Genomic DNA, 25,611 nt, shown 5'->3' with positions numbered 1-25,611 from the left:
GCTTAGTAGTCGATGGTGAGTGGAGAAGACAGGATGAGCAAGGCCGAAACAACCGGACGGCCCCAAACTGACGGCACGGCAACCGGCGCCAGGCGGCAGTCCCGCCTGCGCCGCTTCGGTTCGCTTCTGGGCCCCGGCCTGGTGACCGGTGCCGCGGACGATGATCCGTCAGGGATTGCCACCTATGCGAAGGCCGGTGCCACCTTTTCCAACGGCATGCTGTGGACCGCCCCCGTGGCGCTGCCCATGATGATGGCGGTCCAGGAGATCTGCGACCGGACCGCACTGGCTACCGGCGAGAGCCTCGGCTGGCTGGCCCGGCGCAAGTTCTCCCGCCGCCCGCGGGTGGTGATTGGAATACTGATCGTTGCCCTGCTGGTGGGCAACATCCTCAATGCGGCCGCGGACCTGATGGCGATCGGGCAGGGCATGCAGATGCTGGGCGCCGGCCCTGACCATCTCTGGAGCGCGCTGGCGGGAATCGGCATCGCGGTGGCGCTCATGAGCGGATCCTTCGCCGTCATTGCCAAGGTTTTCAAGTGGCTGTGCGTCACACTGCTGGCGTACGTCGCTGTCCTTTTCGTGGCCAACGTTGACTGGCCCGACGTCCTGGAGGGCATGCTGGGAATGAAGTTCAGCTTCGCCCCGCAGTACCTTGGCCTAATCGTGGCGGTGCTGGGCACCACCATCTCGCCGTACCTGTTCTTCTGGCAGAGCGCCCACAGGGTCGAGGAATTGCGCGCCGAGGACCGGGGCGGTGACCAGGCAGTAGGGCTCCGGGACCGCCCGGACACGGCTGCCGCCGCCCATACCCTCCGGAACGCGCGGGCGGACGTCTTCACCGGGATGGTCTTCTCCGTCCTGGTGATGTTCTCGATCATGGCGGCCACCGCGGCAACGCTGGGCAGGGACGGAACCGACGTCAACACCGCTGCCGACGTGGCCAAGGCCCTGGAGCCCGTCGTGGGACCGGCCGCCACCTTCCTGTTCGCTGCCGGGTTCATCGGCACCGGCATCCTGGGCGTGCCGGTCCTCGCTGCGTCAGGCGCCGCGGGACTGTCCGGCCTGCTCGGCAAGGACTGGGGCCTGGACCTCAGTCCACGACGCGCCCCATTGTTCTACGCACTGCTGGGGGTCGGCATCGTCGCTGGCGTACTCATCAGCTTCTTCTCCAACGACCCCATCGGGCTCCTGGTCTTCAGTGCCACCATCAACGGCATCGCCGCCGCACCATTCCTGGTGGTCACCATGCTGATCTCCCGCGACAAGGCCATCATGGGCGAGTACCGCAACGGCTGGCTTGCCGCCACGCTCGGCTGGTTCACGGCCGCGGTCATGCTGGTGGCCGGGGGCATCGGCGTCTGGACCACCCTGACCGGCGCCTGATCGAAGCGGCAGCCGCCTCCGCCGATGCCAAACCCAAGGGGAGCTGGCCACCCGACCGTACTGCCGCCGTCGTCCGCACCCTCAAAGCCTCCTGGCCATCCTGACCGCTCCAACGAAAGGAACAACAACGTGGACCACAACGAAGCTCCCTTGCTGGACGCCCTGGACCGCTACCACCGGCTTGACCGCTACGGTTTCACCCCTCCCGGCCACCGCCAGGGCCGCGGCGCGGATCCGCGCGTCCGGGAGGTCCTCGGCGGGGACACTTTCCGTTCTGACGTCCTGGCCTCGGGGGGCCTGGATGACCGATCGTCCTCGGGCGAGTACCTGAAAAAGGCCGAGCAGCTGATGGCGGATGCCGTGGGTGCGGAGCAGGCTTTCTTCTCCACCTGCGGAAGCTCCCTGTCGGTGAAGGCCGCCGTCCTGGCCGTTGCGGCGGGCAAGGGCGACCTGCTGGTGAGCCGCGACGCCCACAAGTCCATAACCGCCGGGCTGGTGTTTTCCGGGATCCAGCCGCGGTGGATCCGGCCCCGCTGGGACTCCAGGCTGCACCTGGCGCATCCGCCGTCAGCCGCGGATGTTGAGGAAATGTGGGAACGGTACCCGGACGCGGCAGGGGCACTGATCGTCAGTCCCACTCCCTACGGAACGTGCGCAGACATCGCCGCGATTGCCAAGGTCTGCCACGACCGGGGGAAGCCCCTGATCGTTGATGAGGCGTGGGGCGCGCACCTTCCCTTCCATGAGGGCCTTCCCACCTGGGCGATGAGTGCGGGCGCGGACGTCTGCGTGGTGTCCGTGCATAAGATGGGTGCCGGCTTTGAGCAGGGCTCGGTCTATCACATCCGGGGCGACCTGGTGGACCCCGCGCATCTCTCCGAATGCGCGGACCTGTTGATGACCACCAGCCCGAACGTCATCCTGTACTCGGCCATGGACGGCTGGCGCCGGCAGATGGTGCAGCACGGCGCCGAGCTCCTGGGCGACGCCCTGGACCTGGCCCGGCGGCTGCGGACAGAGATCGAGGCGCTGCCGGGAATCCGTGTGCTCGAGGACGAGCTCCTGGCCGCCGAATCCTCGCATGACCTGGACCGCATGCAGATCCTCATGGACGTGTCGGGGCTCGGCGTCAGCGGCTACCAGGCGGCCGACTGGCTGCGGGAGAACTGCCGGCTGGACATGGGGCTCAGCGACCACCGCCGCATCATGGCCACCCTGTCCATGGCCGACGACGATGCTTCCGCCCAGCGGCTCCTGGACGCGCTGCAGGCCCTCATTGAAGCAGCTCCAACGCTTCCTGCCCCTGCCCGGGTGGACCTGCCGTCGCCGTCGGGCCTGGAACTGGAGACGGTGCTGCTTCCGCGGGACGCCTTCTTTGGCCCCCGCGAGGACGTGCCCGCGCGCGAGGCCGTGGGACGGGTGGCGGCCGAGCAGATCACGCCGTATCCGCCGGGCATCCCGGTCATCGTGCCGGGTGAGCGCATCAACGAGGCCGTCGTGGAGTACTTGGAATCGGGGCTGAAGGCCGGCATGGTCCTGCCCGACCCCGCGGATCAGTCCCTTGGCACCATTCGGGTGGTGCGGGAATAGCCCTGGTGCCCTGCGTTTGCGGCGTACAGTGAACGGCATGCCCAACCCCGGCCTTCCGCCTGACTCTGCCCAGTTCCGCCTGGCCGTTCCGCCGCTTGAGGAGCTGCTGGCGGCCGCCCACGTGGTGAGCCTGCCCATGCGGGTGAAGTTCCGCGGCATCATGCAGCGCGAATCGCTCCTGCTCCGCGGGCCCGTGGGGTGGGGCGAGTTCTGCCCCTTCCCGGAGTACGGCGATGCCGAGGCCTCGCGCTGGCTGGCGGCCGCCATAGAGGCCGGATGGCAGGGGTTCCCGGCCCCCTTGCGCACCTCCATCCCGGTCAACGCCACGGTGCCCGCGGTTCCGGCGGACCGGGTGCCGGACGTGCTGGCCCGGTTTGGCCGGGTGGATGCAGTGAAGGTCAAGGTGGCTGAGCAGGGGCAGTCCTTGGACGACGACGTTGCCCGGCTTCAAGCCGTCCGCGCCGCCTTGCCGGACGCCGCCGTGCGCGTGGACGCCAACGGTGGGTGGGACGTGCCCGGCGCGTTGGAGGCACTGACCCGGCTGGCGCCCGTGGGGCTGGAGTACGCCGAGCAGCCGGTGCCGACCATCGATGGCCTGGCCGAGGTCCGGTCGCGGCTGCGGGATGCCGGCACGCCGGTGCTGATCGCGGCGGACGAGAGCGTCCGGAAGGAAACCGATCCCCTCCGCGTGGCCCGGGCCGGCGCGGCGGACCTGATCGTGGTCAAGGTGGCGCCGCTTGGGGGAGTGCGGCGGGCCCTGGACATCGTGGCACAGGCCGGGCTTCCCGCCGTCGTCAGTTCCGCGCTGGACACCTCCGTGGGCATCCGCGCCGGGCTGGCGCTCGCCGCCGCCCTGCCCGAGCTGCCCTACGCCTGTGGCCTGGGCACGGTGTCGCTTTTTGAATCGGACATCGCCCTGGATCCCTTGGTGGCCGACGACGGCGCCATCCGCCTCCGCGACGTGGCCGCCGACGCCGGGCTGCTTGAGCGGTTTGCGGCACCCGCGGAACGCCGGGACTGGTGGCTGGACCGGCTCCGCCGTGTCCACGCGCTCCTCACCCCATCGATTGCTCCGTAACTGCCGTTTTCAGGCCCCAAAACGACGATTACGGAGCAATGGATGAGGCGGTAGGGTGGCGTCGTGCGCGGGGTGAATCTAACGGTGCGGATCGGTTGGCTCTGCCTCGCTGCCGTCAGCCTGGGGATCCTGGTGTTCGGCATGGTGGTTGCCCTGTTTCCGCCGGACGGGGACGCCGGCCTGTACCGCGCGGACGGACTGGCCTCCGCGGGACTGGGCCTGTTCGGCATGGTGATCGTGCTGGTGCCGTACCGGCGGCGCGAACGGTGGGCCTGGTACGCGCTCTGGTTCTACCCCGTCTTTTGGATGCTGCATCTGGCCGGGAACCTTCCGCCGGGCAATGACCACATTCACCAAGTGGTTTTCATTGCTCTCTCGCTGATCGGGCTCCTGCTCCCGGTCCGCGCCTTCTTCCCGCTGCGGAGCACTCGATGAGGGATTCGGCAACGTTCCTGCAGGTCACGGGCGGTTAACCATAACTTCACCCAATTGATGGCTTCCGGTAGGAACCGGCTGGAAGGGTGATCGGGCACCCCAAAAGACATTCCTTGGAAGGTTCCCCATGTCTGAAACTGCCCGCAAGTTCACCCTGCTGCCTATGCTCGGCCATACCAAGGGCAAGCGCAGCCCCGTTACGTGCGCACTCAAGTGCGACAACGCCTGCGCCGGCGACGTCTGCAACACCAGCTCCAACAGCTACTTCCGGGACATCGCCTCCGCCACCCTGTCCCGCCGCGCCGCCCTGGGCCTGGGCGCCGCCGGTGCCCTCGCCGTCGCCCTCGGTTCAGCCGTGAGCTCCGCCGAACCTGCCTCTGCCGCGGGCCTGTCCAAGGCCGCCAAGGAAGGCTTCGGCAACTCCAAGCTGCAGTTCACCGCCATCAAGCCGGTCGATAAGGCAGTCGACGCGTTCACCGTGCCGGAGGGCTTCACCTGGCAGCCGATCATCCGCTGGGGCGACCCGCTGTTCAACGATTCCCCTGAGTTCGACCTGAACAACCAGACGGCCGCAGCCCAGGCCCGGCAGTTCGGCTACAACAACGACTACACGGACATCGTGGAGATTCCCGGCAGCAAGGGCCGCCGTGCGGTGCTGTTCACCAACCACGAGTACACCAACGAAAACATCATGGTGCCCGCCGGCTACGACCCGGTGGAAACCCGCGCCATCGGCCGCGCCGCCCACGGCCTGGCCGTGGTGGAACTCGAGCGCAAGAACACCACCAAGCCGTGGAGCTACGTGAAGGGCGCGCCGCTGAACCGCCGCTACCTCTCCGACACCACCTACGAACTGACCGGCCCGGTGGCCGGCTCGGCACTGGTCAAGACCGTGGCAGACCCGTCCGGCCGCGCCATCAAGGGCACGTTCGGCAACTGCTCCGGCGGCACCACCCCCTGGGGCACCATCCTCTCCGGCGAGGAGAACTTCAACGGCTACTTCGTCGCCGGGGGCACATCGGCCAGCGACAAGCGCTACGGCCTCACCGCCAAGCCCACCGCCCGCCACTGGGAACTGGACGACCCCCGCTTCGACACCCGCAACCCCGGCTACGAGAACGAGTCCAACCGCTTTGGCTGGATCGTCGAAGTTGACCCGTTCGACCCCACCTCCACCCCCAAGAAGCGCTCCGCCATGGGCCGTTTCAAGCACGAGGGCGCCAACGTGATTGTGGCCGAATCCGGCCACGTTGTGGCCTACATGGGCGACGACGAGAAGTTCGACTACCTCTACAAGTTCGTCTCCAAGGGCAAGTATGTTGAAGGCGACCGCCGCAACAACATGAACCTGCTCTCCGAGGGAGATCTCTACGTCGCCAGGTTCACCGGCAACTCGCCCGCCGCGGAAATCACCGGCACCGGCGCGCTTCCCTCCGACGGCGCGTTCGACGGCTCCGGCGAATGGCTGCCCCTGGTGGTGGATGGCAAGTCGGCTGTCCCCGGCATGTCCGTCGAAGAGGTCCTGGTGTACACGCGCCTGGCCGCAGACAAGGTGGGGCCCACCAAGATGGACCGCTGCGAGGACGTCCAGCCCAGCCTGCACACCGGCAAGGTGTACGTGGTCTGCACCAACAACTCGGACCGCGGCACCGGCACCAAGGAAGGTGCCACCGAGGTCAACCCGCGCACACAGAACCGTGACGGGCACATCGTTGAGATCACCGAAACCGGCGACCAGACGTCCACCAAGTTCAATTGGACCCTCCTCATGGTCTGTGGCGATCCCGCGCAGGGCGACGTCACCTACTTCTCCGGTTACCCGGCGGACAAGGTCTCGCCCATCTCCTGCCCGGACAACGTGGCCTTCGACTCCGTGGGCAACCTGTGGATCTCCACCGACGGCGCCCCCTCCGGCATCGGCTACAACGACGGCCTCTTCAAGGTCACCCTGGACGGTGCCGAGCGCGGCAAGGTGGAGCAGTTCCTGTCCGTTCCCCGCGACGCCGAAACCTGCGGCCCGGTCATCCACGACGACGAGCGAATGGTGTTTGTCTCCGTGCAGCACCCGGGTGAGGACGGCACCTTCGAGGCGCCCAACTCCTTCTTCCCGGACTACGTCCCGGCAGGCACGACGCCGGTACGCGGCAAGGTGCGCGCGCCCCGTCCCGCCGTGGTCCAGGTGTTCCGCGGCTAGTTCCCTTCGTTGCCCTATCACTTATGGTCCCCAAAACCCCGGTTTAGGGACCATAAGTGATAGGGCAACAGGGGTGAGGGCGGGCGTTGGAGGGTGGCAGACTGGTTGGGTGACTTCGTTGAACGAGCCTGCCCCCGACGCCGCTTCCAAAGAAATCCCCGCCGACTCCTCCGCGGGCGCGGATGGGTTGAGCGCGCTGGCTGCGGCGCGGATCGCCGTCGAGGTTTTGCTCGACGGCGGGGTGCGGCATGTGGTGGTGTCGCCGGGTTCGCGGTCGGCACCCATGGCGTACGCCCTGGCCGAGGCATCTGCGGCGGGCCGGGTGGACCTGCTGGTCCGGATCGATGAGCGGTCCGCCGGGTTCACGGCGCTGGGCCTGGCACTGTCCACCGGCTCGCCCGCAGCGGTCCTGACTACGTCTGGGACCGCCGTCGGAAACCTGATGCCGGCCGTGATGGAGGCCAACCATGCGGCCGTCCCGCTGATCGTTCTTTCAGCCGACCGGCCTGACGAGCTGCGTGGGACCGGCGCCAACCAGACCACGGTGCAGCCGGACCTCTTCGGGGAGCAGGTCCGGTTCGCCGCCGACGTTCCCGCCGGAAGCAACCCGCAGCGCGCCATCCAAACCGGGCTCTCCGCAGCAACCGGCGCGTTCCCGGAGCTGCCGCCCGGCCCGGTCCAGCTCAACCTCGCCTTCCGCGACCCCCTGGTTCCTGCTCCGGAAGAGGGGCTGCCCGAGGCAGTGGACCGGAAGCGCTACCGCGTGGGTACCGAACCCCTGGTTATGAACCTGCCCCCCGCTCCGGAGACCCTGTCCGAACAGCGCACGGTGGTGCTGGCAGGGCACGACGCCGGTCCGGTGGCAGAGGCGTTCGCCCGCGCCCACAACCTGCCGCTGCTGGCCGAGCCGTCCTCCAACTCACGGTTCGGCCCCAATGCGGTGGGCCCGTACCGGCTGCTGCTGGAGCACTACGGGCCCGGCTCGGCGCACCCCATCGAGCGCGTGGTGCTGTTCGGCCGCCCTACCCTTTCCCGCCCGGTGGCCGCTCTCCTGGCCCGGTCCGACGTCGAATCAGCCCTGTACCAGCCGGTTCCGGTTGCCTGGTACGAGCCCGGGCGCCGCACCGAGCTGCCGCTGGAAAACCTCGCGGACCTGTCTGATTTCGCGGGCCGCGGCGCACCTGAGTGGCTGGATACGTGGCTGCTCGCCGGCTCGGCCGCGCAGCACGCGCTGGACCAGGTGTTGTCCGCCGAGGCGGCCGCCACGGGTCCTTCCGTCGCCTCGCTGGTCTGGAAGAATGCCCGTGGCCAGCTGCTGCTCGGTTCCTCCAATGGCATCCGGGACGTGGACCTTGCGGGCCTGCCTGCCCCCGATCCCGCCGCCACCGTGTACGCCAACCGGGGCCTGGCCGGCATCGACGGCACCATTTCCACCGCCACCGGCATCGCGCTGGGCGGCCGGCAGGAAACCACTGCGCTGATGGGCGACGTCACGTTCCTGCACGACGCCGGCGGCCTCCTGCTCGGCGTGGGGGAAGAACAGCCGGACCTGCGCATTGTGGTCCTGAATGATTCCGGCGGCGCTATCTTCGGTCTGCTCGAACACGGGGGAGTGGAGGAAAGCGGCCGCTACGGAGACACCGTCGAACGGCTCTTCGGCACCCCGCACTCCGTGGACATCGCGGCTCTCGCTGCAGCGTACGGCGTCGGGCATTCACTGGTCAGTACGACGGCGGGACTCGCCGAAGCGCTTGACCGGCCTGTGCAGGGGCGCAGCATCGTGGAGGTCCGCACGGACCGCCGGCAGCTCCGGCAGCTCCACACCAGGATCAAGGACGCCGTGGCTGCCGCCGTCGAGGCAGTGCTGTCCGGGCAGTAGGCTTTCGACGCGCAAAGTACCCCAGGACGCGCAAATGCCCTGTCGCCGCCGGAATACCGGTAGTGACAGGGCATTTGCGCGTCGAAAATGAGCTCAGAGCACGCGGCCCAGGAACTCCTTGGTGCGCGCATGCTGCGGGTTGGCGATGATTTCACGGGGGTCGCCCGATTCCACCACCACGCCGCCGTCCATGAACGTCAGTGTGTCGCCCACCTCGCGGGCGAAGCCGATCTCGTGGGTCACCACGATCATGGTCATGCCCGACTTGGCCAGGTCCTTCATCACGTTCAGGACGTCGCCCACCAGCTCCGGATCGAGGGCCGACGTGGGCTCATCGAACAGCATGAGCTCCGGCTCCATGGCCAGTGCGCGGGCGATGGCAACGCGCTGCTGCTGGCCGCCGGAGAGCTGGGAGGGGTAGTGCCCGGCGCGGTCGCCCAGTCCCACCCGGTCCAGCAGCTCCAGTGCCCGCTTTTGGGCCTGCGCCTTGGACTGGCCCTTCACGTGGACCGGCGCTTCCATCACGTTCTGCAGCGCGGTCTTGTGCGGGAACAGGTTGAAGCGCTGGAACACCATGCCGATTTCGCGGCGCTGGGCGGCGATTTCCTTGGTCTTGAGGTCATGCAGCTTGCCGTTGACCTCGCGGTAGCCGATCAGCTGGCCGCCCACGGAAATCCGGCCTGCGCTGATGGATTCCAGGAGGTTCACGCAGCGGAGCATGGTGGATTTGCCGGAGCCCGAAGGCCCGATCACCACGGATACCTCGCCCTGGTTGACGGTCATGTCGATGCCCCGAAGCACATGGTGGTGGCCGTAGTACTTGTGCAGGCCTTCGATCTTGACCAGCGGCTTTTCTGCTGTGACGGTCATCGTGCACTCTCCTCAGGGAAGTCCGTCTTCATCGACCGCTGCGCGTCGGCGCCGGGACCCGCCGCTTTCGCAGCGGCAGGATTGACCGCCGCCGGGGCAGCGTTGTCCACACCCTTGCCGTAGTACGCCTCAAGGTAGTGCTGGCCCACCATGAGGATGCTGGTGACCAGGAGGTACCAGAACGCGGCAACGATCAGGAGCGGGATCGGGAGGTAGATGCGGTTGGCCAGGGCGTTGGTGGCAAACGTCAGGTCCAGGGTGAACGGAACAGCGAGGACCAGGGAGGTGGTCTTCAGCATGCCGATGGTTTCGTTGCCGGTAGGCGGCACGATGATCCGCATGGCCTGCGGCAGGATAATGCGCCACATGATCTTGCCCTTGGACATGCCCAGCGCCTCGGCGGCTTCCTGCTGGCCCTTGTCCACGGACTTGAGGCCGGCACGGAAGATCTCCGCCAGGTAGGCAGATTCGTTGAGGCCCAGGCCCAGGATCGCGGGGATCAGGCCCTTGCTGGGATCCGAGAGCGCGTAGCTGAAGAGCTCCGGCCCAAACGGGATACCCAGGGTGAAGGCCGGATAGAGAACCGTCACCAGACCCCAGAACACCAGCTGCGTGTAGACGGGGGTTCCACGGAAGAACCACACCCACACCCAGCTGGTCCAGCGGAACACCGGGTTGTCAGACTGCCGCATCACCGCGAGCAGGATGGCCAGGACGATGGCCAGAACCATCGACGCGACCGTCAGCAGGAGGGTCCAGCCCACACCTTGGACGACTTTCACGTCCAGGATGTAGGTGCCCACGATGTCCCAGCGGAAGTTGGGGTTGGTGAACAGGCTCTGCAGGAACGCCGCCACCAGGAGAAGGATGATGACGGCGCTGACCCACCGGCCGGGGTGGCGAACCGGCACTGACTTGTTCAGTACCGGTTCGTCCCGGTGTTGATGGTGTTCCATATGCACGCCTGACTTGTCGTCGGTAACGCGAAAACTCAAGACTTAACCGCCGGGTTGACCTCGGACTTCGTAATGGCACCCTCGGAGTTGCCCCAGCCGTCCAGGATCTTCTTGTAGGAGCCATCTTCCATCAGCTTGGTGACGGTCTTCTGGATGACCTCTGCCCAGGCGGTGTCGGCCTTGGCCACGGCGATGCCCTGCGGAGCGGAATCGTAGACGTCGCCCAGCTTCTCCAGCTGGCCGTTGGTCTGGGTCAGGGCGTAGCCGATGATGGGAGAGTCGGCGGCCATGGCGTCGATGCTGCCGTTGACCAGGCGCGTGGTGACGTCCGTCTGGTTCTTCAGGGTGACGATGTCGATGGGCTTCTTGCCGTCAGCCACGCACTTCTTGTTGCGGTCGGACAGGTCCGGGTCCTCCTGGACGGTGCCGGTCTGCACGCCGATGGACTTTCCGCACACATCATCCAGGGAGAACTTGTTGGGGTTGCCCTTCTTGACGGCCCACGCGGTGCCTGCGTTGAAGTAGCTGACCATGTTCACTGCGCCCAGTCGTTCCGGGTTGATGGTGAACGAGGAGATGCCCAGGTCGTACTTCGGGCCGAGGGCCGGAAGGATGCCGGTGAACTCCGCAGTCTGGACCTGCACCTTGAGGCCCAGGGTGGCGCCGATGGCCTTGGCGATGTCCACGTCGTACCCGACAGGAGTCTGGCCATCCGGACCAAGGAACTCGGCCGGAGCGTAGCTGGTGTCGGAGCCGACCGTGATGGTGCCCTTGGACTTGATGGCGTCCGGGACCATGGCGGCCAAGGCATCGTCCTTCTTGACCGTGCTGGGGTCGAAGCTGGTGCTGGCGCTGCCCGAAGAGGTGGCCGCGCTGGAGGGACCCGTTTCCGAGGCGTTCGTGCATGCTGAGAGGGCCAGGGCGCTGATGGCGATCATAGTGGCAGCGGTCAGCTTGGAGGTGCCCAGGAGGGTACGGGGAGTCTGCATTTCTTACCTTTTGTTGCAGGGGCTATGAGGTACTAACGCGGCTTATAGTGTAACGCTCAACAAGAGAGGTACGTCACACGCAACTAAGTTTCACTATTGGATAACTGTAGCGGGGGCAAAATCAAGCCTTCCAGAGCGGGAGCAGTCTGTCATTCCAGACTCCTACCCACGGCGTCAGTTGTTGATGCCCAACGACTCCAGCATCGGCCGGAATTTGGCCCACGTTTCGGCCAGTTCCGCCTGCGGCTGCGACCCGTCAACAATGCCGCAGCCGGCATACAGCCGCACCGTCTCGGGCGATTCAATGACGGCGCCGCGCAAGGCAATGCCCCATTCGCCGTTTCCGGCCGCATCAAGCCAGCCCACCGGTCCCGCATACGGGCCGCGGTCCAGGTGCTCGAGATTGCGGATCAGTTCACCCGCCACCAGGGTGGGGGTTCCGCAGACGGCGGCCGTGGGATGCAGGGCGTTGATCAGGGCCAGGCAGGTGGGAACATGGCCCTCCACCTCGGTGAGTTCCGCCTTGACGTCCGAGGCCAGGTGCCACACGTTGGGCAGCTCCAGGATGAACGGCTCATCGTGGGCATTCATGGCCTCGGAGAAGGGTGCCAGCTGCTTGGTCAGCGACTGGATGGCGATCTCATGTTCGTGCCGCTGCTTGTCGGAGCCGGCGAGCACCCGCGTCGCGTAGTCCATCGGGGAGCCGTCCTCGCCGTGCGCGTCGCGGCGGTCAAGGGTGCCGGCCAGCACGCGGGCCTGGGCGGTGCGGCCCTCCACCTGGATCAGCATCTCGGGCGTCGCCCCCACCAGCCCGTCCACCCCGTATGTCCAGCATTCGCGGTACCGGGCGGCGAGTTCGCGCAGGACGTCGGCGGCATGTACGCCGGAAGGAATAGTTGCCACCACGTCCCGTGCCAGCACCAGCTTCTCCAGGGCGCCCGTGCGGATTTCGGCAACCCCGGCGGCTACGGCATCCATCCAGGCTTCCTCGCTGAGCGAGCCGGTGTGCAGGGTTGCGCCGGCGGCGAGGGGGAGGGGGCGTACGACGGCGCCGCCCGCCGCGCCGGGCACGGCACCCAACGTTTCGTCCCCGTCGGAGTCCGCTGCCGCCGTCGTGCCTTCCGTGCCAGTGCGGGGAGCACTGCTGAGCCAGCGGTCCAGGGCGGCGAGGGCCGTCTCTTCGGTGAGCGGGCCGCCGTCGACCGTCAACTGGGTTAGCCACGCCTGGTTGTCCCGGACGCCCACCACGATTTCCGGCACGATCAGCCGGGACTCGTGGGCCGACGTCTTGGAGAAGGCGAAGGAGCCGAAAGCCACGGGGCCGGTGCCGGGCAACTCCACGGCGTCCGCGACCTCGGCCTCCAGGACCAGGTGCCGCCACCAGATGTCCGCCTCCAGGAAGCGGTCCGGGCCGGTCGCGGCGAAGCGCGCTATCTCGCCGAACCCCGCCAGGCCTGCTTCGCGGCGGGTCCAGCAGAGGACGTCGTCCCGTACCAGGAACGAAGGCAGCCCCCCGGGGAACGCTTTGCCATCCAGGGGGACTGTCAAGGTGCGGAACGTGCTCGTCATGATGAGACAACACTACTCCCGACGGTAATTCACAGTACTTCGCAGTAACTTTCCGCCCCTGACCGCGCCGAACCCGTGCTGGTCAGGACGGTCAGGAACATTTGAGACAATGTCATGGTGAACCGAGCATCCTTGGATAAGCGTCCGGACGAAGTAGCCACGATGTTTGACGACGTCGCACCGAAATACGACGTCGTCAACGATGTCCTGTCCATGGGGCAGACCCGCCGCTGGCGGAAGATCGTGGTGGACGCCATGGAAGTCTCCAAGGGCCAGCGGGTCCTGGACCTTGCGGCCGGAACCGGCACCTCCAGCGAGCCATATGCCGACGCCGGAATAGATGTAGTTGCCTGCGACTTCTCCCTCGGGATGCTGAAGGTGGGCAAGCGCCGCCGCCCTGACATCGACTTCGTGGCCGGCGACGCCACCAACCTGCCGTTCGCCGACAACACGTTTGACGCGAGCACAATCTCCTTCGGCCTCCGCAACGTGAACGAGCCCAAGAAGGCGCTGCAGGAGATGCTGCGCGTCACCAAGCCCGGCGGCCGCGTGGTCATCGCCGAGTTCTCGCAGCCTGTGGTTCCGCTGTGGCGCACTATGTACACCGAATACCTGATGCGCGCGCTGCCCGCGATCGCCACCAAGGTCGCCTCCAACCCGGATGCCTACGTCTACCTTGCCGAATCCATCCGCGCCTGGCCGGACCAGGACCACCTGGCCGCCTGGCTGCAGGAAAGCGGCTGGGAGAAAGTCACCTACCGCAACCTCACAGGCGGCATCGTTGCCGTGCACCGCGCGTTCAAGCCTGCCGACTCCTCGCCTGAGGGCGCTGCCGCCGCCATCGCCGCCCACAAGGGCCCGGTGGCCAAGCTGCGCCGCAACATCGTCCGCTGACCTGTGAAGGTACTGATAGTCGGCGCAGGGCCGGCCGGATCCACTGCCGCGTATTACTTGGCCAACGCCGGACTGGACGTTACGGTCCTGGAAAAGACTGCGTTTCCGCGTGAGAAGGTCTGCGGCGACGGCCTGACCCCCCGCGCGGTCCGCGAAATCCAGAAGCTCGGCCTGCCCCACCCCGAAGGTGAGGGCTGGCGCCGGAACAAGGGCCTGCGCCTGATTGCGGGCGGCCGCACCATCGAGCTGCCCTGGCCCGAGGTCTCCGACTTTCCGCAGTACGGGCTGATCCGCACCCGCCTTGGCTTCGACGAGGAACTGGCCCGGCATGCCGAGTCAGCAGGTGCCACCATCCTCGAGCGGCACAGCGTCACCGACGCCCTGGCCAACGACGGCGGCCGCGTCACCGGTGTCCGCGCAGCGCTCCTTGACGAGTCCGGACGCAAGACGGGGGAGACTCGCGACTTCAGCGCCGACGTCGTCCTCGCTGCCGACGGCAACTCAACCCGCACGTCCGTGTCCCTCGGAATCCAGAAGCGTGACGACCGTCCGCTCGGTGTCGCCGTCCGCACCTACTTCACCTCGCCGCGCACGGACGACGACTGGATGGAAGGCTGGCTGGAGCTTCCCGGCCGCGACGGCAAGCTGCTGCCCGGCTACGGCTGGGTGTTCGGCGTGGGCGACGGAACCTCCAACGTGGGCCTGGGCATCCTGAACTCATCCAAGGAGTTCGGCAAGCTGGACTACAAGCAGGTCCTGCGCGAGTGGACGGCCGGAATGCCCGCCGAGTGGGGCTTTACGCCGGAGAACCAGGTGGGGGAGATCCGCGGTGCGGCGCTGCCCATGGGCTTCAACCGTACCCCGCACTACTCGCCCGGCTTGTTGCTCCTGGGCGACGCCGGCGGCATGGTGTCCCCGTTCAATGGCGAAGGCATCTCCTACGCCATGGAGTCCGCCCGGTTTGCGGCGGAGTTCATCATCGACGCGTCCGCGCGCACGGCTGCTTCGGGCGGGACGTACGACGCCGATGCGCACCTTTCGCGGTACGCGGACTATGTGCGGGACCAGTGGGGCTCACACTTCACGCTTGGGCGGGCCTTCGCCGCCTTGATCGGCAAACCCGCCGTCATGAAGCTGGCGCTGCGGACCGGCATGCCAATTCCGGTGCTGATGCGGTTCGTGGTCCGGCTCCTTGCCAACCTCACAGACTCCTCCGCGAAGGGCTTCGAGGACCGGGTGATCCGCGTCCTGGAATCGCTGGTTCCGGCCACATCCAATACCCCACCAGCTTCGAACCAGCGGTATCCGCAACAAAAAGTTAGGGTTAACCCGTGACCAAATCCGCAGACCACAGCTGGACGCACGCCGGGCACGGCCTGCCGGACTCCGAACCCAGCCTCAACACCACCGCCATCGCCACCGGACTCCAGCTGCCGGCAGGCTTTGCAGCCATCGCGGGGGACGCCGAACTGGGCCCGGCCATCACCACCAACCTGGCCAAGGTGGAGAAGAAACTCCGTGAAGCCATCGCCAACTCGGACCCCCTCGCTGACGCAACGTCGCGCCACCTGGTGGAAGCCGGCGGCAAGCGTATCCGGCCGCTGCTGACCCTGCTCTGCGCCCACCTCGGGGACGCATCCCTGCCCGCTGTGGTGCAGGCCGCCGTCGTGGTTGAACTGACGCACTTGGCAACCCTGTACCACGACGACGTCATGGACTCCGCCCCGTTCCGGCGCGGGGCCCCCACGGCCCACGAGGTGTGGGGCAACTCCGTGGCCGTCCTCACCGGTGACCTGATCTTTGCCCGGGCCTCCATCCTGGTGTCCGAACTGGGCGGCCGGGCTCTCGGCATCCAGGCCCGGACTTTCGAGCGGCTGTGCCTTGGCCAGCTGCACGAGACCGTGGGCCCGCGGCCGGACGAGGACCCGATTGAGCATTACCTGTCCGTCATTGCGGACAAGACCGGTTCCCTGGTTGCCGCCTCCGGGCAGTTCGGTGCGATCTTCTCCGGGGCCGACGAGGCCTACGAAAACGTCCTGGTGGAGTACGGCGAGAAGGTGGGCGTGGCCTTCCAGCTGGCCGACGACGTCATCGATGTCACCGGGGTCAAGGTGAAGTCCGGCAAGTCCCCGGGAACGGACTTGCGCGAAGGGGTTCCCACCCTGCCCGTGCTGCTCCTGCGCAAGGCGGCCGCTGATGGCGACCAATCCGCCGTCGACCTCCTGAAACTGATTGACGGCGACCTGTCCTCTGACGAGGCCCTGGCCGCCGCTGTTGCCGGACTGCGGGAGCACCCCGTGACTGCCGAGTCCTGGGTGGTGGCGCGGCAATGGGCCAACGAGGCCATCGAAGCCCTGGCTCCGCTGCCTGAAGGCGTGGTCAAGGAATCGCTGTCCAACTTCGCGCTGGCCGTGGTGGACCGCGCCAGCTGATTTTCGTTCCTTGGGAGCCCGGTACCTCTGGTGATGCGCTGGAGGTGCCGGGCTTTTCCATGCCTCCAGCGTTAACGGGATAGCCCCGGTCCGCAGCAACCGAAGTCGCAGTGAACCGGGGCTATCTCTCCGTTCGCATCAGACCCGCCGGAGGCGTTTAGCGGATCCGTGAATAGCTTATGACAGGTTTGTCATAATGCGCAAGTCCTGTGTAACTGCACCTGTCAAAGACTTTTCCGAGCGCTCGCAGGTGTCCCTCGCGCAATTGCGTGACTTATGGCTGAACGGGCAGCCGTGCGCACCTCAAGGACGCGGGACTGCGTGCCTGCACGGCCCAAAAATCACGCAATTGCGCCAGCGGGCTTGGGGATGGTTATCCACATGAATGGAGTCCCCTGCTTTGTCGCAGGCTCCGCCTGGACACGATGAGGGATGGACATCTGTGACTACCTGGCCAGGCGCGCGGGAGCAGCCCGGTCACATGAACTACAAAAGGCTGGGTTTACGCGTGCCAGAGTGGGCCGCGCGGTGGCCTTGGGCCTGTTGGTGAGAGTCAGGCGGGGAGTCTACGCCCTGCCCGGCGACAATCGTGTTGCTGGGGTTTTGGCGGCGGGTGGTCGACTCACGTGTTTGTCCGCTGCTCCCGTCTACCGACTGTGGACCCTCAACGACCCGGCAGGCCTGCACCTAAGCCGGAGCCACCCCGTCCATACGTCCGGAGTCGTCGAGCACGGCCGGCCCAGGCATCCGCGGCATCCGTGGCTGCCAGTGCTGGGGCTGGCAGACGTGCTTCTGCATGCGCTGCACTGCCTGCCTGAGCTGGAGGCGCTCGTGATGGTGCAGTCGGCTGTGAGCGCCGGAGACGTCTCCCTCGATTTCCTCTACGGCCGCTGCCAGGGACGCCGCAATGGGCGTGCTCGGTCGGTTCTGGACCTGGTGATTCCCCGCGCGGACTCAGTGCTGGAGGTACTCGCAAATGTATATTTTGCCCGGGCCGGATTACGGGTTCGGCGGCATGTCTATATTCCCGGAGTTGGAGAGGTGGATTTCCTGGTCGAGGAGATCCTGGTAGTGGAGACGGATGGCTCAACCCACTTCGAGCCGAAATCCATCAAGCGGGACCAGCGGCGCAACAACCGAAGCATCATCGGGGGCTACTTGGTGTTGCGCTATTACTATGAGGACGTCATCCACCGGCCCGAGGCCATGGTCGCGGAGGTCCAGGCGGTGCTGCGGGCGTGGCGGAGGCCAACAGGCAGCGGGCGTGGCGACCAGTTTGCGTAATTTATGGGATGTTAACCGGCGAGTGCCCCTGCAAACGCAGGGGCACTCATCAAGGTCCGGTCCATAAGTGACGCATTTAGGTCAACGGAAGAAGCAGCTCCTACTCTTCCTCTTCGTCTTCCTCGAACGCCCACTCGAACATGTCGAAGACGAATTCTGAAAAGGTGCCTTCCTCGGACTTCCACTGGCCGCGGGCGTTGTTGCGGCGGTAGACGATGGGGTCTGGGACGCTGAGGTCGCCGATGCGGAAGCCCCAGGTGTACTCCTCGTCCTCGTCCTCAAGGAACATCAGGAAGCCCTCGTCATCGACTTCGAGCTCGTCCGGGTCCCAGAAGTAGTGGTAGGCCTCCATCAGGTCCTCGCAGCCGCCCAGGGCGAGGTAGAACTCGCGCAGGACCAGGGGGATCTGGAACTGGTGCTCGGCCAGGGCCTTGTCCAGCTCCTCGGGGGTCAGGCCGTCCTCTTCCTGCCATTCATCCTCGAGATACTTCGGAACAAGCGCTTTGAACTTCTCGAGGAACATGTCAGTCATGCTCATATCCTAGCCAATCCGGACCACCCCAAAATGACAGGCAGGAGAACTCTCACGGGCCCGAATCCGTCGTCCGCCGGTGCCACCCGCGCACGGCAAGGGGTGCCTGCCAGGAGCGCCGCCAGGCCAGGACGCGGAACGTGAAAACCAGCGCCGCAATGCCGGCTGCCGTCAGCACGTTGAACACGCCAAGCACCCACAGCACCGCGGTCAACGATGAACCCAGGAACGCCGGCAGCGCGTAGATGTCCTTCGGGTTAAAGAGCTCCGGCACCTCGTTGGCGGTGATGTCCCGCAGCAGGCCGCCGCCCACTGCCGTCGTCACCCCCAGCAGCACGGAAGCCACCGGGTTGAGGCCGGTGGCCAGTGCCTTGACCGTGCCGGTCATGCAGAAGAGGGCCAGGCCGGCGGCGTCGAACAGAATCAGCAGCGACGTGTATCGCTGGACACTGGAGAACAGGAAGAACACCAGCACCGTGGCCAGCAGCGGCGGCGCCAGGTAGGCCGGATTGGTGAAGGCCGCCGGAACGATGACAAGGATGACATCGCGGATCACGCCGCCGCCAAGTCCCACCAAGGAGGCCAACAGCAGCGACCCGACGATGTCGATCTGCTTCCGTGCCGCCAGCAGCGAGCCCGAGACGGCGAAGAAAAACACGCCCAGCAGATCCAGCCACACCGGGGAGTTGTCAAAGGCGAATGTCATGGGGCGTCCCGGTATTTCAAAGAGGGCGGACAGGGCGGCTCCAACGTTACGCTAGCCCCTATGAACAGCCCCATCATGATCGCCTGCGCCCATGGGACGTCCAACACACAGGGGGCCGCGGAGGTCAATGCCCTGCGCGCCGCCATCGCGGAACTGCGCCCCGGCCTTGATGTCCGCGAAGCTTACGTCGACGTCCAGCAGCCGGACCTGGTGGATGTGGTGGCGGGCCTGCCGGAGGGGGATCCGGCGGTGGTAGTTCCGCTGCTGCTGAGCGTCGGGTACCACGTCAAGGTGGACATCGCGCGGGCCGTGAAGAGCCGCCCGGGCAGTGCTGCGGCTGCCCCGCTGGGGCCCGATCCCCGTCTTGCCCAGTTGCTGGACCGGCGGCTGCGCGAGGCCGGAACCACGGACAACGACGTCATCGTCCTGGCCGCGGCAGGCTCGTCCAACCCCAACGCCGCCGTCAGCGTCGAAGAGTTGCTTGGCCAGTTGCAGCAGTTGCGGTCCAACCGGATGGTCGCCGCCTATGGTGCGTCCGCCCAGCCTTCCGTGCCCGACGCCGTCGCCATGCTTCGGGAGGAACTCGCCGGGGGTGCCGGGGCGGGGGAGTCCGCGGGAGCGGTCGACGTCGGCGGACGCGTGGTGATTGCCTCATACCTCCTGGCGCCGGGCTTCTTCCACGACCAGCTGGCCAAGGCGGGTGCCGACGTCGTCACCGAACCCCTGCTGCCGTCCCGCACGCTGGCGGAGATTGCGCTGGACAGGTACGACGCCGCCGTCGCGAAGATGCAGGAAGCCCCGGCGGAAGAGCCCGCGGCGCTCCCAACGGAAGCCTCAAACCATGCTCCCGCCGATGCACAGCAGGGTGGCCTGTTCAAGGCCGTTCGGCGTTTCGTGACGAAATATTTCCCTAGGTGACTCAGCGTTTCCGGGCCTTTGTGACGTAATTCGGGGGCGCCCTACAGTCGATGCATGACTGATACAGCTCTAGCCGGAGCGTCCGCGGACTCCGCTGCTGCCAAGCGCCCCGCCCGCCCGTCCCGCCCCGCTGCGAAGCCGCACGGACAGTGGAAGGTGGACGGCAAGACGCCGCTGAACGCCAACGAAACCTGGAAGCAGGAAGACGACGGCCTGAACGTCCGCGAGCGTATTGAGTCCATCTACGCCAAGGAAGGCTTCGACGCCATCCCCAGCCAGGACCTGCACGGCCGCTTCCGGTGGTGGGGCCTGTACACCCAGCGCAAGCAGGGGATCGACGGCGGCAAGACCGCCACGCTTGAGCCGCACGAGCTTGAGGACAAGTACTTCATGCTCCGGGTGCGGATCGACGGCGGTGCGCTCACCACCGAGCAGCTGCGCGTCATCGGCCAGATTTCGGTCGACTTTGCCCGCGATTCGGCTGACGTGACGGACCGCCAGAACATCCAGTTGCACTGGGTGGAGGTGGAGAACGTCCCCGAAATCTGGCGCCGCCTCGAAGCTGTTGGTCTGTCCACCACCGAGGCCTGCGGCGATGTGCCCCGCGTGATCCTGGGTTCGCCCGTGGCCGGCATCGCTAAGGACGAGATCATCGACCCCACCCCGCTCATCGCAGAGCTGGGGGAGCGGTTCATCGGCAACCCGATCGTGTCCAACCTGCCACGCAAGTACAAGACCGCCATCACCGGGCACCCCAGCCAGGACGTGGTCCACGAGATCAACGACATCGCACTGGTGGGTGTCCGCCACCCCGAGCTCGGTGCCGGCTATGACCTCTGGGTGGGCGGGGCGCTGTCCACCAACCCGATGCTCGGCAAGCGCCTGGGCGCCTTCGTCCAGCCGGACCAGGCCGCTGATGTGTGGCTGGGTGTCACCAGCATCTTCCGCGACTACGGGTACCGCCGCATGCGCACGAAGGCCCGCCTGAAGTTCCTGCTGGCCGACTGGGGCACGGAGAAGTTCCGCCAGGTCCTGGAGGATGAATACCTGGGCTACAAGCTGGCCGACGGTCCGGCAGCGCCCAAGCCCGCCACCCCCGGCGACCACGTGGGCGTGCACGAACAGAAGGACGGCAAGTTCTTCATCGGTGCCACCCCGCTGGGCGGCCGGCTCTCCGGTTCCGGCCTGGTCAAGCTCGCCGACACCCTGGAGGCCCGCGGCTCTTACCGGCTGCGCACCACGCCGCACCAGAAGCTCGTGGTGCTGGACGTCGAGAAGGAGCAGGTGGAGCCGCTCATCGCCGAACTGGACGCCCTGGGCCTGTCCGCCCGCCCGTCCGTGTTCCGCCGCGGAACCATCGCCTGCACCGGCATCGAGTACTGCAAGCTGGCCATCGTCGAAACCAAGATGACTGCGGCCAGCGCGGTCGCCGAGCTGGAACGCCGCCTGGCGGACCTCGCCGACTCGGGCCAGCTCCCCACGGCACTGTCCCTGCACATCAACGGCTGCCCCAACTCCTGCGCCCGCATCCAGACGGCGGACATCGGCCTCAAGGGCATGATACTGCCAACGCCCGACGGCGATCCCTCCCCGGGCTTCCAGGTCCACCTGGGCGGAGGGCTGGCCAACAACGACCGTGAGGAAGCCGGTCTGGGACGCACCGTCCGCGGCCTGAAGGTGTACGTCGACGACCTGCCCGATTACGTGGAGCGCGTGGTCCGCCGGTTCGTGGCCGACCGCGCCGAAGGCCAGACCTTCGCCGAATGGGCCCACGCAGCAGACGAGGAAGCACTGCAGTAATGGCAAAGCATCTCGCACCCGCGCCCGCCAAGCGCCCCACGGAAGAGCTCAAGGCCCTGGCCGAAGCCGGCGCCGCCGAGCTCGGCTGGGACGCCCCCGCCCGCGACGTGATCGCCTGGGTGGATCGGAACTTCGACCTGCCCGCGGTAGCCGTCGCCTGCTCCATGGCCGACGCCGTCCTGCCGGCCCTGGTCGCTGACCAGATGCCCGGCGTCGACGTCCTGTTCCTGGAGACCGGCTACCACTTCCCGGAAACCTACGCCACGCGCGACGAGGTGGCAGCAAACCTCCGCGTCAACGTGGTGGACGTGCTCCCGGAGACCACCGTGGAGCAGCAGGACCGGCTCCTTGGCAAGGACCTCTTCGCCCGCGACGCCGCCCAGTGCTGCGCCCTCCGCAAGGTGGCCCCGCTGCAGCGCACCCTGGCGGGCTACGAACTCTGGTTCACCGGCGTCCGCCGCGACGAGGCACCCACCCGCACCAACACCCCGCTGGTCACCTGGGACGAGAAGAACGGCCTCGTCAAGGTCAACCCCGTGGCCGCATGGACGTTCGACCAGCTGGTCCAGTACTCGGACGACAACCTTTTGCCCGTCAACCCGCTGCTTTCCCAGGGTTACCCCTCCATTGGCTGCCAGCCCTGCACCCGCAAGGTGGCGCCCGGCGAAGACCCCCGAGCCGGCCGCTGGGCAGGATCCGACAAGACAGAATGCGGACTTCACGTATGAGCACTTCACTTACCGAGGAGACCCAGGTGGCCGAGGCCGGCGTCTCAACCCGACTGTCCAGCCTGGACACCCTCGAATCCGAGGCCATCCACATCATCCGCGAGGTTGTCGCCGAGTTCGAGAAGCCGGCGCTGCTGTTCTCCGGCGGCAAGGACTCCGTGGTGATGCTGCACCTGGCCACCAAGGCGTTCTGGCCGGGAAAAGTTCCGTTCCCCGTGCTGCACGTGGACACCGGACACAACTTCCCCGAGGTCATCGACTTCCGCGACCGCACAGTTGAGCGGCTGGGCCTGAAGCTCGTTGTCGGTTCCGTGCAGGAGTTCATCGACCGCGGCGAACTCGCCGAGCGTGCCGACGGCACCCGCAACCCGCTGCAAACCGTCCCGCTGCTGGACGCCATCCAGCAGAACAAGTTCGACGCCGTGTTCGGCGGCGGCCGCCGCGATGAGGACAAGGCCCGCGCCAAGGAGCGCATCCTGAGCCTGCGCGACGAGTTCGGCCAGTGGGACCCGCGCAACCAGCGCCCCGAGCTGTGGAACCTGTACAACGGCCGCCACACCGTGGGCCAGCACGTCCGTGCGTTCCCCATCAGTAACTGGACGGAGCTGGACATCTGGCGCTACATCGAGCGCGAGAACATCGAGCTGCCCGGCCTGTACTACGCCCACGAGCGCGAGGTTTTCGCCCGCGACGGCATGTGGCGTGCGGTGGGCGAAGTGTCCCAGCCGCGTGAGGGCGAGGAAGTCATCACCAAGACCGTCCGCTACCGCACCGTGGGGGACATGTCCTGCACCGGCGCCGTGGAGTCCAACGCCTTCACGGTGTCCGACGTGGTGGTTGAAGTTGCGGCCTCCACCCTGACCGAACGTGGCGCCACCCGCGCAGATGACCGCATCTCCGAGGCCGCCATGGAAGACCGCAAGAAGGACGGGTACTTCTAATGACCACCGAAACTGTTTTGTCCGGCTCCGCCGGTGGCCTGGAAACAGCCCTGCCCACCACGCTCTTCCGCTTTGCCACGGCAGGATCAGTCGACGACGGCAAGTCCACTTTGGTGGGCCGCCTCCTTCATGATTCCAAGGCGATCCTCGCGGACACCCTCGACGCCGTCGCCCGCACCTCCGCGGACCGGGGCTTCGGTGGCGAAAAGGGCGGGATCGACCTGGCGCTGCTGACCGACGGCCTGCGTGCCGAGCGCGAACAGGGCATCACCATCGACGTGGCCTACCGCTACTTTGCCACCGACCAGCGCAGCTTCATCCTGGCCGACTGCCCCGGGCACGTGCAGTACACCAAGAACACGGTGACGGGCGCGTCCACTGCGGATGCCGTCGTCGTCCTCATTGACGCCCGCAAGGGTGTCCTGGAGCAGACCCGCCGGCACCTGTCCGTGCTGCAGCTGCTGCGCGTGGCGCACGTGATCGTGGCCGTGAACAAGATCGACCTGGTGGACTTCAGCGAGTCCATGTTCCGCGACATCGAAGCCGACGTGCAGCAGGTGGGCCGCGAACTGGGCCTGGGCCGGGATGAATTCAACGCAGGCGGCATCACGGATCTCACGGTCATCCCGGTGTCCGCGCTCGACGGCGACAACGTAGTGGAGCGCTCCGAGCGCACCCCCTGGTACACGGGGCCCGCGCTGCTGGAGGTCCTCGAAACCCTGCCCGCCGCCGACGAACTCGAAAGCCATCTGGAAAGCTTCCGCTTCCCCGTGCAGCTGGTCATCCGGCCGCAGGGCGCCCTGGCACCCGACGCCGTCGCCGCCGGACTGGATGCCGAGGCCTACCGTGACTACCGCGCGTACGCCGGCCAGATCACCGAAGGCTCGGTGAAGGTGGGGGACCCGGTCTCCGTGCTGACGCCGGGCCAGTCGCCCCGCACCACCACCGTGGTGGGCATCGACTTCGCCGGTGCATCCCTGGAGGAAGCCGCTGCCCCGCAGTCGGTGGCCATCCGGCTGGCCGACGAGTTCGACGTCGCCCGCGGCGACACCATCGCTGCTGCCGGCACGGTTCGGGAAGCCTCAGCCGACCTCTACGCGGCGCTTTGCTGGCTCTCGCCCAAGCCGCTGCGCGAAGGCCAGAAGGTTCTGGTCAAGCACGGCACCCGCACCGTCCAGGCGATGGTCCGCAGCGTCTCCGGCAAGCTGGACCTGTCCACCTTCAAGCTTGAGGGCGCTTCCAGCCTGGAGCTCAACGACATCGGCCACGCGCAGCTCCGGCTCGCCGCGCCGCTGCCGCTGGAGAACTACCTGCACCACCGCCGCACCGGCGCGTTCCTGGTGATCGACCCGCTGGACGGCAACACTCTGGCCGCGGGCCTGGTCAAGGACCACCCGGGCGACCACGAGGACGAGCGCTACAGCATCTAGTCCTCACCCGAATCGCCGGAACAGTGCCGGACCGCCGTATCGTTACGGCTATTCCGCACCGTTCCGGCGATTTCGCGCCTCTGCGGTAATCCGCACAATAGACCGCAGACGTTCCCACCCAACCTTTCGTGGCTGGGGGAGACATGGGAGGCTCAGGCATCGCTTCGCCGGTGCCGCGATTCCAGGCCCCGGCCTGTTTTCGTTGAGGGGGCACGAATGCCAGTTATCCATCGGTGGTCCACCAAAGCCGCTATCCGCTCTGCACAGGACGCCCGCGAATGGGGAATCTCCCCGCGCCGCGCGCTGATCATCGCGCTGCTTCCACTAGGCATCGCACTCGCGGCCGCTGCCACTGCCCTGCACCCACCGCTGTTCATTTGGCTCCTCGACGAGGACTCCCTGATCGAGTGGTTCCAGTTCTTCTCCCTTGTGGCTGCCGGAGTCTTCCTGCCCCTCCTGGCGTACCACCTGTACAAGACCGGGCACAAAGCCATGGCCTTGCTGTACGGCGTGGTCGCTGCCGGGGTTTGGTTCCTGGCAGGAGAGGAGATCTCCTGGGGCCAACGCATCTTTGGCTGGCAGACACCGGAGGCCATGGAAGCGATCAACCGGCAGGGGGAGACCACTGTGCACAACATCGGCGGCGTGCAGGAGCTTGTCCCCGCCGCCATGCTGCTCGCAAGCCTGTACGGGGCCTGCGCACCCCTGGTCTGGAATGCCGTCAGCGCCCGTTGGAAGAACCTTGGCTCCGCGCATCTGCTCATCCCGCCGCTCTGCCTGGCGCCGGCCTTCGGGCTGGCAGCGGCCTACCGGCTTTTCCGTTTGCTGGTTTGGCCGTCGCCTGACTACGGCATCTCCGAATACGGCGAAGTCATGGAACTCAGCCTGTACCTGGGGCTGGCCCTGTTCACCTGGTTCAACCTGCGCCGCCTGCTGCCCGCCAGGCCCGCCGCCCGCGCCCCACGCCACCGGCTCACCGCCGCCGCGTAGCCTCAGCGAC

22 protein-coding genes are annotated in these 25,611 nt (G+C 66.9%); 16 read left to right on the top strand and 6 right to left on the bottom strand.

Translation table 11 applies throughout. The annotated features are described in order from the left end of the window. Positions 1-33: 33 nt before the first annotated feature. The 6 genes from JCQ34_RS14345 (at position 34) to menD (ending at position 8,562) form a co-directional block, all read left to right on the top strand. The gene (locus JCQ34_RS14345) at positions 34-1,386 is read left to right on the top strand and encodes an Nramp family divalent metal transporter (RefSeq protein ID WP_286398462.1); all 1,353 of its coding nucleotides are present in this window, start codon (positions 34-36) and stop codon (positions 1,384-1,386) included. Positions 1,387-1,515: 129 nt separating this feature from the next. Beyond that, positions 1,516-2,976, top strand: coding sequence for an aminotransferase class I/II-fold pyridoxal phosphate-dependent enzyme (locus JCQ34_RS14340; RefSeq protein ID WP_286398460.1), 1,461 nt, complete (start codon positions 1,516-1,518; stop codon positions 2,974-2,976). 37 nt (positions 2,977-3,013) lie between these two features. Continuing rightward, complete coding sequence (locus JCQ34_RS14335; RefSeq protein WP_286398458.1) at positions 3,014-4,054, top strand: o-succinylbenzoate synthase; 1,041 nt, start codon at positions 3,014-3,016, stop codon at positions 4,052-4,054. Between the two features lie 63 nt (positions 4,055-4,117). Then, positions 4,118-4,489 (top strand): hypothetical protein, encoded by a 372-nt coding sequence (locus tag JCQ34_RS14330; protein WP_286398456.1) that lies wholly within the window; start codon positions 4,118-4,120, stop codon positions 4,487-4,489. 127 nt (positions 4,490-4,616) lie between these two features. Further along, positions 4,617-6,683 carry a PhoX family protein gene (locus JCQ34_RS14325; protein WP_286398454.1) on the top strand — a complete coding sequence of 689 codons (2,067 nt, stop codon included), beginning with the start codon at positions 4,617-4,619 and terminating at the stop codon, positions 6,681-6,683. Positions 6,684-6,792: 109 nt separating this feature from the next. Further along, entirely contained in the window at positions 6,793-8,562 is a 1,770-nt protein-coding gene (menD, locus tag JCQ34_RS14320; protein WP_376976420.1) for a 2-succinyl-5-enolpyruvyl-6-hydroxy-3-cyclohexene-1-carboxylic-acid synthase, read from the top strand. A 93-nt stretch (positions 8,563-8,655) separates the two neighbouring features. Here the strand turns inward: menD and JCQ34_RS14315 are convergent, their stop codons facing one another. The 4 genes from JCQ34_RS14315 to JCQ34_RS14300 all read right to left on the bottom strand — a co-directional run bounded on the left by JCQ34_RS14315 (position 8,656) and on the right by JCQ34_RS14300 (position 12,946). Further along, positions 8,656-9,432 (bottom strand): amino acid ABC transporter ATP-binding protein, encoded by a 777-nt coding sequence (locus JCQ34_RS14315; protein WP_286398452.1) that lies wholly within the window; start codon positions 9,430-9,432, stop codon positions 8,656-8,658. Further along, positions 9,429-10,388 carry an amino acid ABC transporter permease gene (locus tag JCQ34_RS14310; protein WP_286398450.1) on the bottom strand — a complete coding sequence of 320 codons (960 nt, stop codon included), beginning with the start codon at positions 10,386-10,388 and terminating at the stop codon, positions 9,429-9,431. Before JCQ34_RS14310 ends, JCQ34_RS14315 begins: the two co-directional genes overlap by 4 nt. Before the next feature lie 35 nt (positions 10,389-10,423). Further along, the gene (locus JCQ34_RS14305; RefSeq protein WP_286398448.1) at positions 10,424-11,377 is read right to left on the bottom strand and encodes an ABC transporter substrate-binding protein; all 954 of its coding nucleotides are present in this window, start codon (positions 11,375-11,377) and stop codon (positions 10,424-10,426) included. A gap of 174 nt (positions 11,378-11,551) precedes the next feature. Next, entirely contained in the window at positions 11,552-12,946 is a 1,395-nt protein-coding gene (locus tag JCQ34_RS14300; RefSeq protein ID WP_286398446.1) for an isochorismate synthase, read from the bottom strand. Between the two features lie 117 nt (positions 12,947-13,063). Between JCQ34_RS14300 and JCQ34_RS14295 the strand changes: the two genes are divergently transcribed. The 4 genes from JCQ34_RS14295 (at position 13,064) to JCQ34_RS14280 (ending at position 17,556) form a co-directional block, all read left to right on the top strand. Next, positions 13,064-13,840 carry a demethylmenaquinone methyltransferase gene (locus JCQ34_RS14295; RefSeq protein ID WP_286404532.1) on the top strand — a complete coding sequence of 259 codons (777 nt, stop codon included), beginning with the start codon at positions 13,064-13,066 and terminating at the stop codon, positions 13,838-13,840. A 3-nt stretch (positions 13,841-13,843) separates the two neighbouring features. Continuing rightward, a complete protein-coding gene (locus JCQ34_RS14290) occupies positions 13,844-15,175 on the top strand; it encodes a geranylgeranyl reductase family protein (protein ID WP_286398444.1) in 1,332 nt (443 codons plus the stop codon). Further along, entirely contained in the window at positions 15,172-16,272 is a 1,101-nt protein-coding gene (locus JCQ34_RS14285) for a polyprenyl synthetase family protein (RefSeq protein WP_286398442.1), read from the top strand. Before JCQ34_RS14290 ends, JCQ34_RS14285 begins: the two co-directional genes overlap by 4 nt. 432 nt (positions 16,273-16,704) lie before the next feature. Then, on the top strand, positions 16,705-17,556 hold the full coding sequence (locus JCQ34_RS14280) for a type IV toxin-antitoxin system AbiEi family antitoxin domain-containing protein (protein ID WP_286398440.1): 852 nt from the start codon (positions 16,705-16,707) through the stop codon (positions 17,554-17,556). Between the two features lie 100 nt (positions 17,557-17,656). On the opposite strand, the gene JCQ34_RS14275 is transcribed toward JCQ34_RS14280, so the two are convergent. Both JCQ34_RS14275 and JCQ34_RS14270 read right to left on the bottom strand, forming a co-directional pair. Next, positions 17,657-18,088: a hypothetical protein gene (locus JCQ34_RS14275; RefSeq protein ID WP_286398438.1), complete on the bottom strand. Its 432-nt coding sequence runs from the start codon at positions 18,086-18,088 to the stop codon at positions 17,657-17,659. Positions 18,089-18,140: 52 nt separating this feature from the next. Next, complete coding sequence (locus JCQ34_RS14270; RefSeq protein ID WP_286398437.1) at positions 18,141-18,794, bottom strand: trimeric intracellular cation channel family protein; 654 nt, start codon at positions 18,792-18,794, stop codon at positions 18,141-18,143. Positions 18,795-18,854: 60 nt separating this feature from the next. On the opposite strand from JCQ34_RS14270, the gene JCQ34_RS14265 reads away from it, so the two are divergent. From JCQ34_RS14265 to JCQ34_RS14240, 6 genes are all read left to right on the top strand, one after another. Beyond that, positions 18,855-19,712, top strand: coding sequence for a sirohydrochlorin chelatase (locus tag JCQ34_RS14265; protein WP_286398436.1), 858 nt, complete (start codon positions 18,855-18,857; stop codon positions 19,710-19,712). 54 nt (positions 19,713-19,766) lie between these two features. Further along, complete coding sequence (locus JCQ34_RS14260; RefSeq protein WP_286398434.1) at positions 19,767-21,512, top strand: nitrite/sulfite reductase; 1,746 nt, start codon at positions 19,767-19,769, stop codon at positions 21,510-21,512. Next, positions 21,512-22,240: a phosphoadenylyl-sulfate reductase gene (locus tag JCQ34_RS14255; protein WP_286398433.1), complete on the top strand. Its 729-nt coding sequence runs from the start codon at positions 21,512-21,514 to the stop codon at positions 22,238-22,240. The genes JCQ34_RS14260 and JCQ34_RS14255 overlap by 1 nt, the downstream gene beginning before the upstream one ends. Beyond that, a complete protein-coding gene (gene cysD / locus JCQ34_RS14250) occupies positions 22,237-23,181 on the top strand; it encodes a sulfate adenylyltransferase subunit CysD (protein WP_286398432.1) in 945 nt (314 codons plus the stop codon). The genes JCQ34_RS14255 and cysD overlap by 4 nt, the downstream gene beginning before the upstream one ends. Continuing rightward, the gene (locus tag JCQ34_RS14245; protein ID WP_286398431.1) at positions 23,181-24,611 is read left to right on the top strand and encodes a sulfate adenylyltransferase subunit 1; all 1,431 of its coding nucleotides are present in this window, start codon (positions 23,181-23,183) and stop codon (positions 24,609-24,611) included. Before cysD ends, JCQ34_RS14245 begins: the two co-directional genes overlap by 1 nt. A 216-nt stretch (positions 24,612-24,827) precedes the next feature. Then, positions 24,828-25,601, top strand: a complete 774-nt coding sequence (locus tag JCQ34_RS14240) for a hypothetical protein (RefSeq protein ID WP_286398429.1) — start codon at positions 24,828-24,830, stop codon at positions 25,599-25,601. The last annotated feature ends 10 nt before the right edge of the window (positions 25,602-25,611 follow it).

The organism is Pseudarthrobacter defluvii (assembly GCF_030323865.1).
GTDB lineage: Bacteria > Actinomycetota > Actinomycetes > Actinomycetales > Micrococcaceae > Arthrobacter > Arthrobacter sedimenti.
The sequence above is the reverse complement of the archived record's forward strand: the minus strand, read 5'-3'. Positions and strand labels throughout refer to the sequence as shown.

Excerpts from the sequence above, each read along its gene's own strand:
- JCQ34_RS14305 (WP_286398448.1), bottom strand. The coding sequence starts at position 11,377 with ATGCAGACTCCCCGTACCCTCCTGGGCACCTCCAAGCTGACCGCTGCC.
- JCQ34_RS14315 (WP_286398452.1), bottom strand. The coding sequence starts at position 9,432 with ATGACCGTCACAGCAGAAAAGCCGCTGGTCAAGATCGAAGGCCTGCAC.
- JCQ34_RS14245 (WP_286398431.1), top strand. The coding sequence starts at position 23,181 with ATGACCACCGAAACTGTTTTGTCCGGCTCCGCCGGTGGCCTGGAAACA.
- JCQ34_RS14345 (WP_286398462.1), top strand. The coding sequence starts at position 34 with ATGAGCAAGGCCGAAACAACCGGACGGCCCCAAACTGACGGCACGGCA.
- JCQ34_RS14255 (WP_286398433.1), top strand. The coding sequence starts at position 21,512 with ATGGCAAAGCATCTCGCACCCGCGCCCGCCAAGCGCCCCACGGAAGAG.
- JCQ34_RS14275 (WP_286398438.1), bottom strand. The coding sequence starts at position 18,088 with ATGACTGACATGTTCCTCGAGAAGTTCAAAGCGCTTGTTCCGAAGTAT.
- JCQ34_RS14270 (WP_286398437.1), bottom strand. The coding sequence starts at position 18,794 with ATGACATTCGCCTTTGACAACTCCCCGGTGTGGCTGGATCTGCTGGGC.
- JCQ34_RS14300 (WP_286398446.1), bottom strand. The coding sequence starts at position 12,946 with ATGACGAGCACGTTCCGCACCTTGACAGTCCCCCTGGATGGCAAAGCG.
- JCQ34_RS14325 (WP_286398454.1), top strand. The coding sequence starts at position 4,617 with ATGTCTGAAACTGCCCGCAAGTTCACCCTGCTGCCTATGCTCGGCCAT.
- JCQ34_RS14310 (WP_286398450.1), bottom strand. The coding sequence starts at position 10,388 with ATGGAACACCATCAACACCGGGACGAACCGGTACTGAACAAGTCAGTG.
- JCQ34_RS14240 (WP_286398429.1), top strand. The coding sequence starts at position 24,828 with ATGCCAGTTATCCATCGGTGGTCCACCAAAGCCGCTATCCGCTCTGCA.
- cysD (WP_286398432.1), top strand. The coding sequence starts at position 22,237 with ATGAGCACTTCACTTACCGAGGAGACCCAGGTGGCCGAGGCCGGCGTC.
- JCQ34_RS14265 (WP_286398436.1), top strand. The coding sequence starts at position 18,855 with ATGAACAGCCCCATCATGATCGCCTGCGCCCATGGGACGTCCAACACA.
- JCQ34_RS14280 (WP_286398440.1), top strand. The coding sequence starts at position 16,705 with ATGGACATCTGTGACTACCTGGCCAGGCGCGCGGGAGCAGCCCGGTCA.
- JCQ34_RS14260 (WP_286398434.1), top strand. The coding sequence starts at position 19,767 with ATGACTGATACAGCTCTAGCCGGAGCGTCCGCGGACTCCGCTGCTGCC.
- JCQ34_RS14335 (WP_286398458.1), top strand. The coding sequence starts at position 3,014 with ATGCCCAACCCCGGCCTTCCGCCTGACTCTGCCCAGTTCCGCCTGGCC.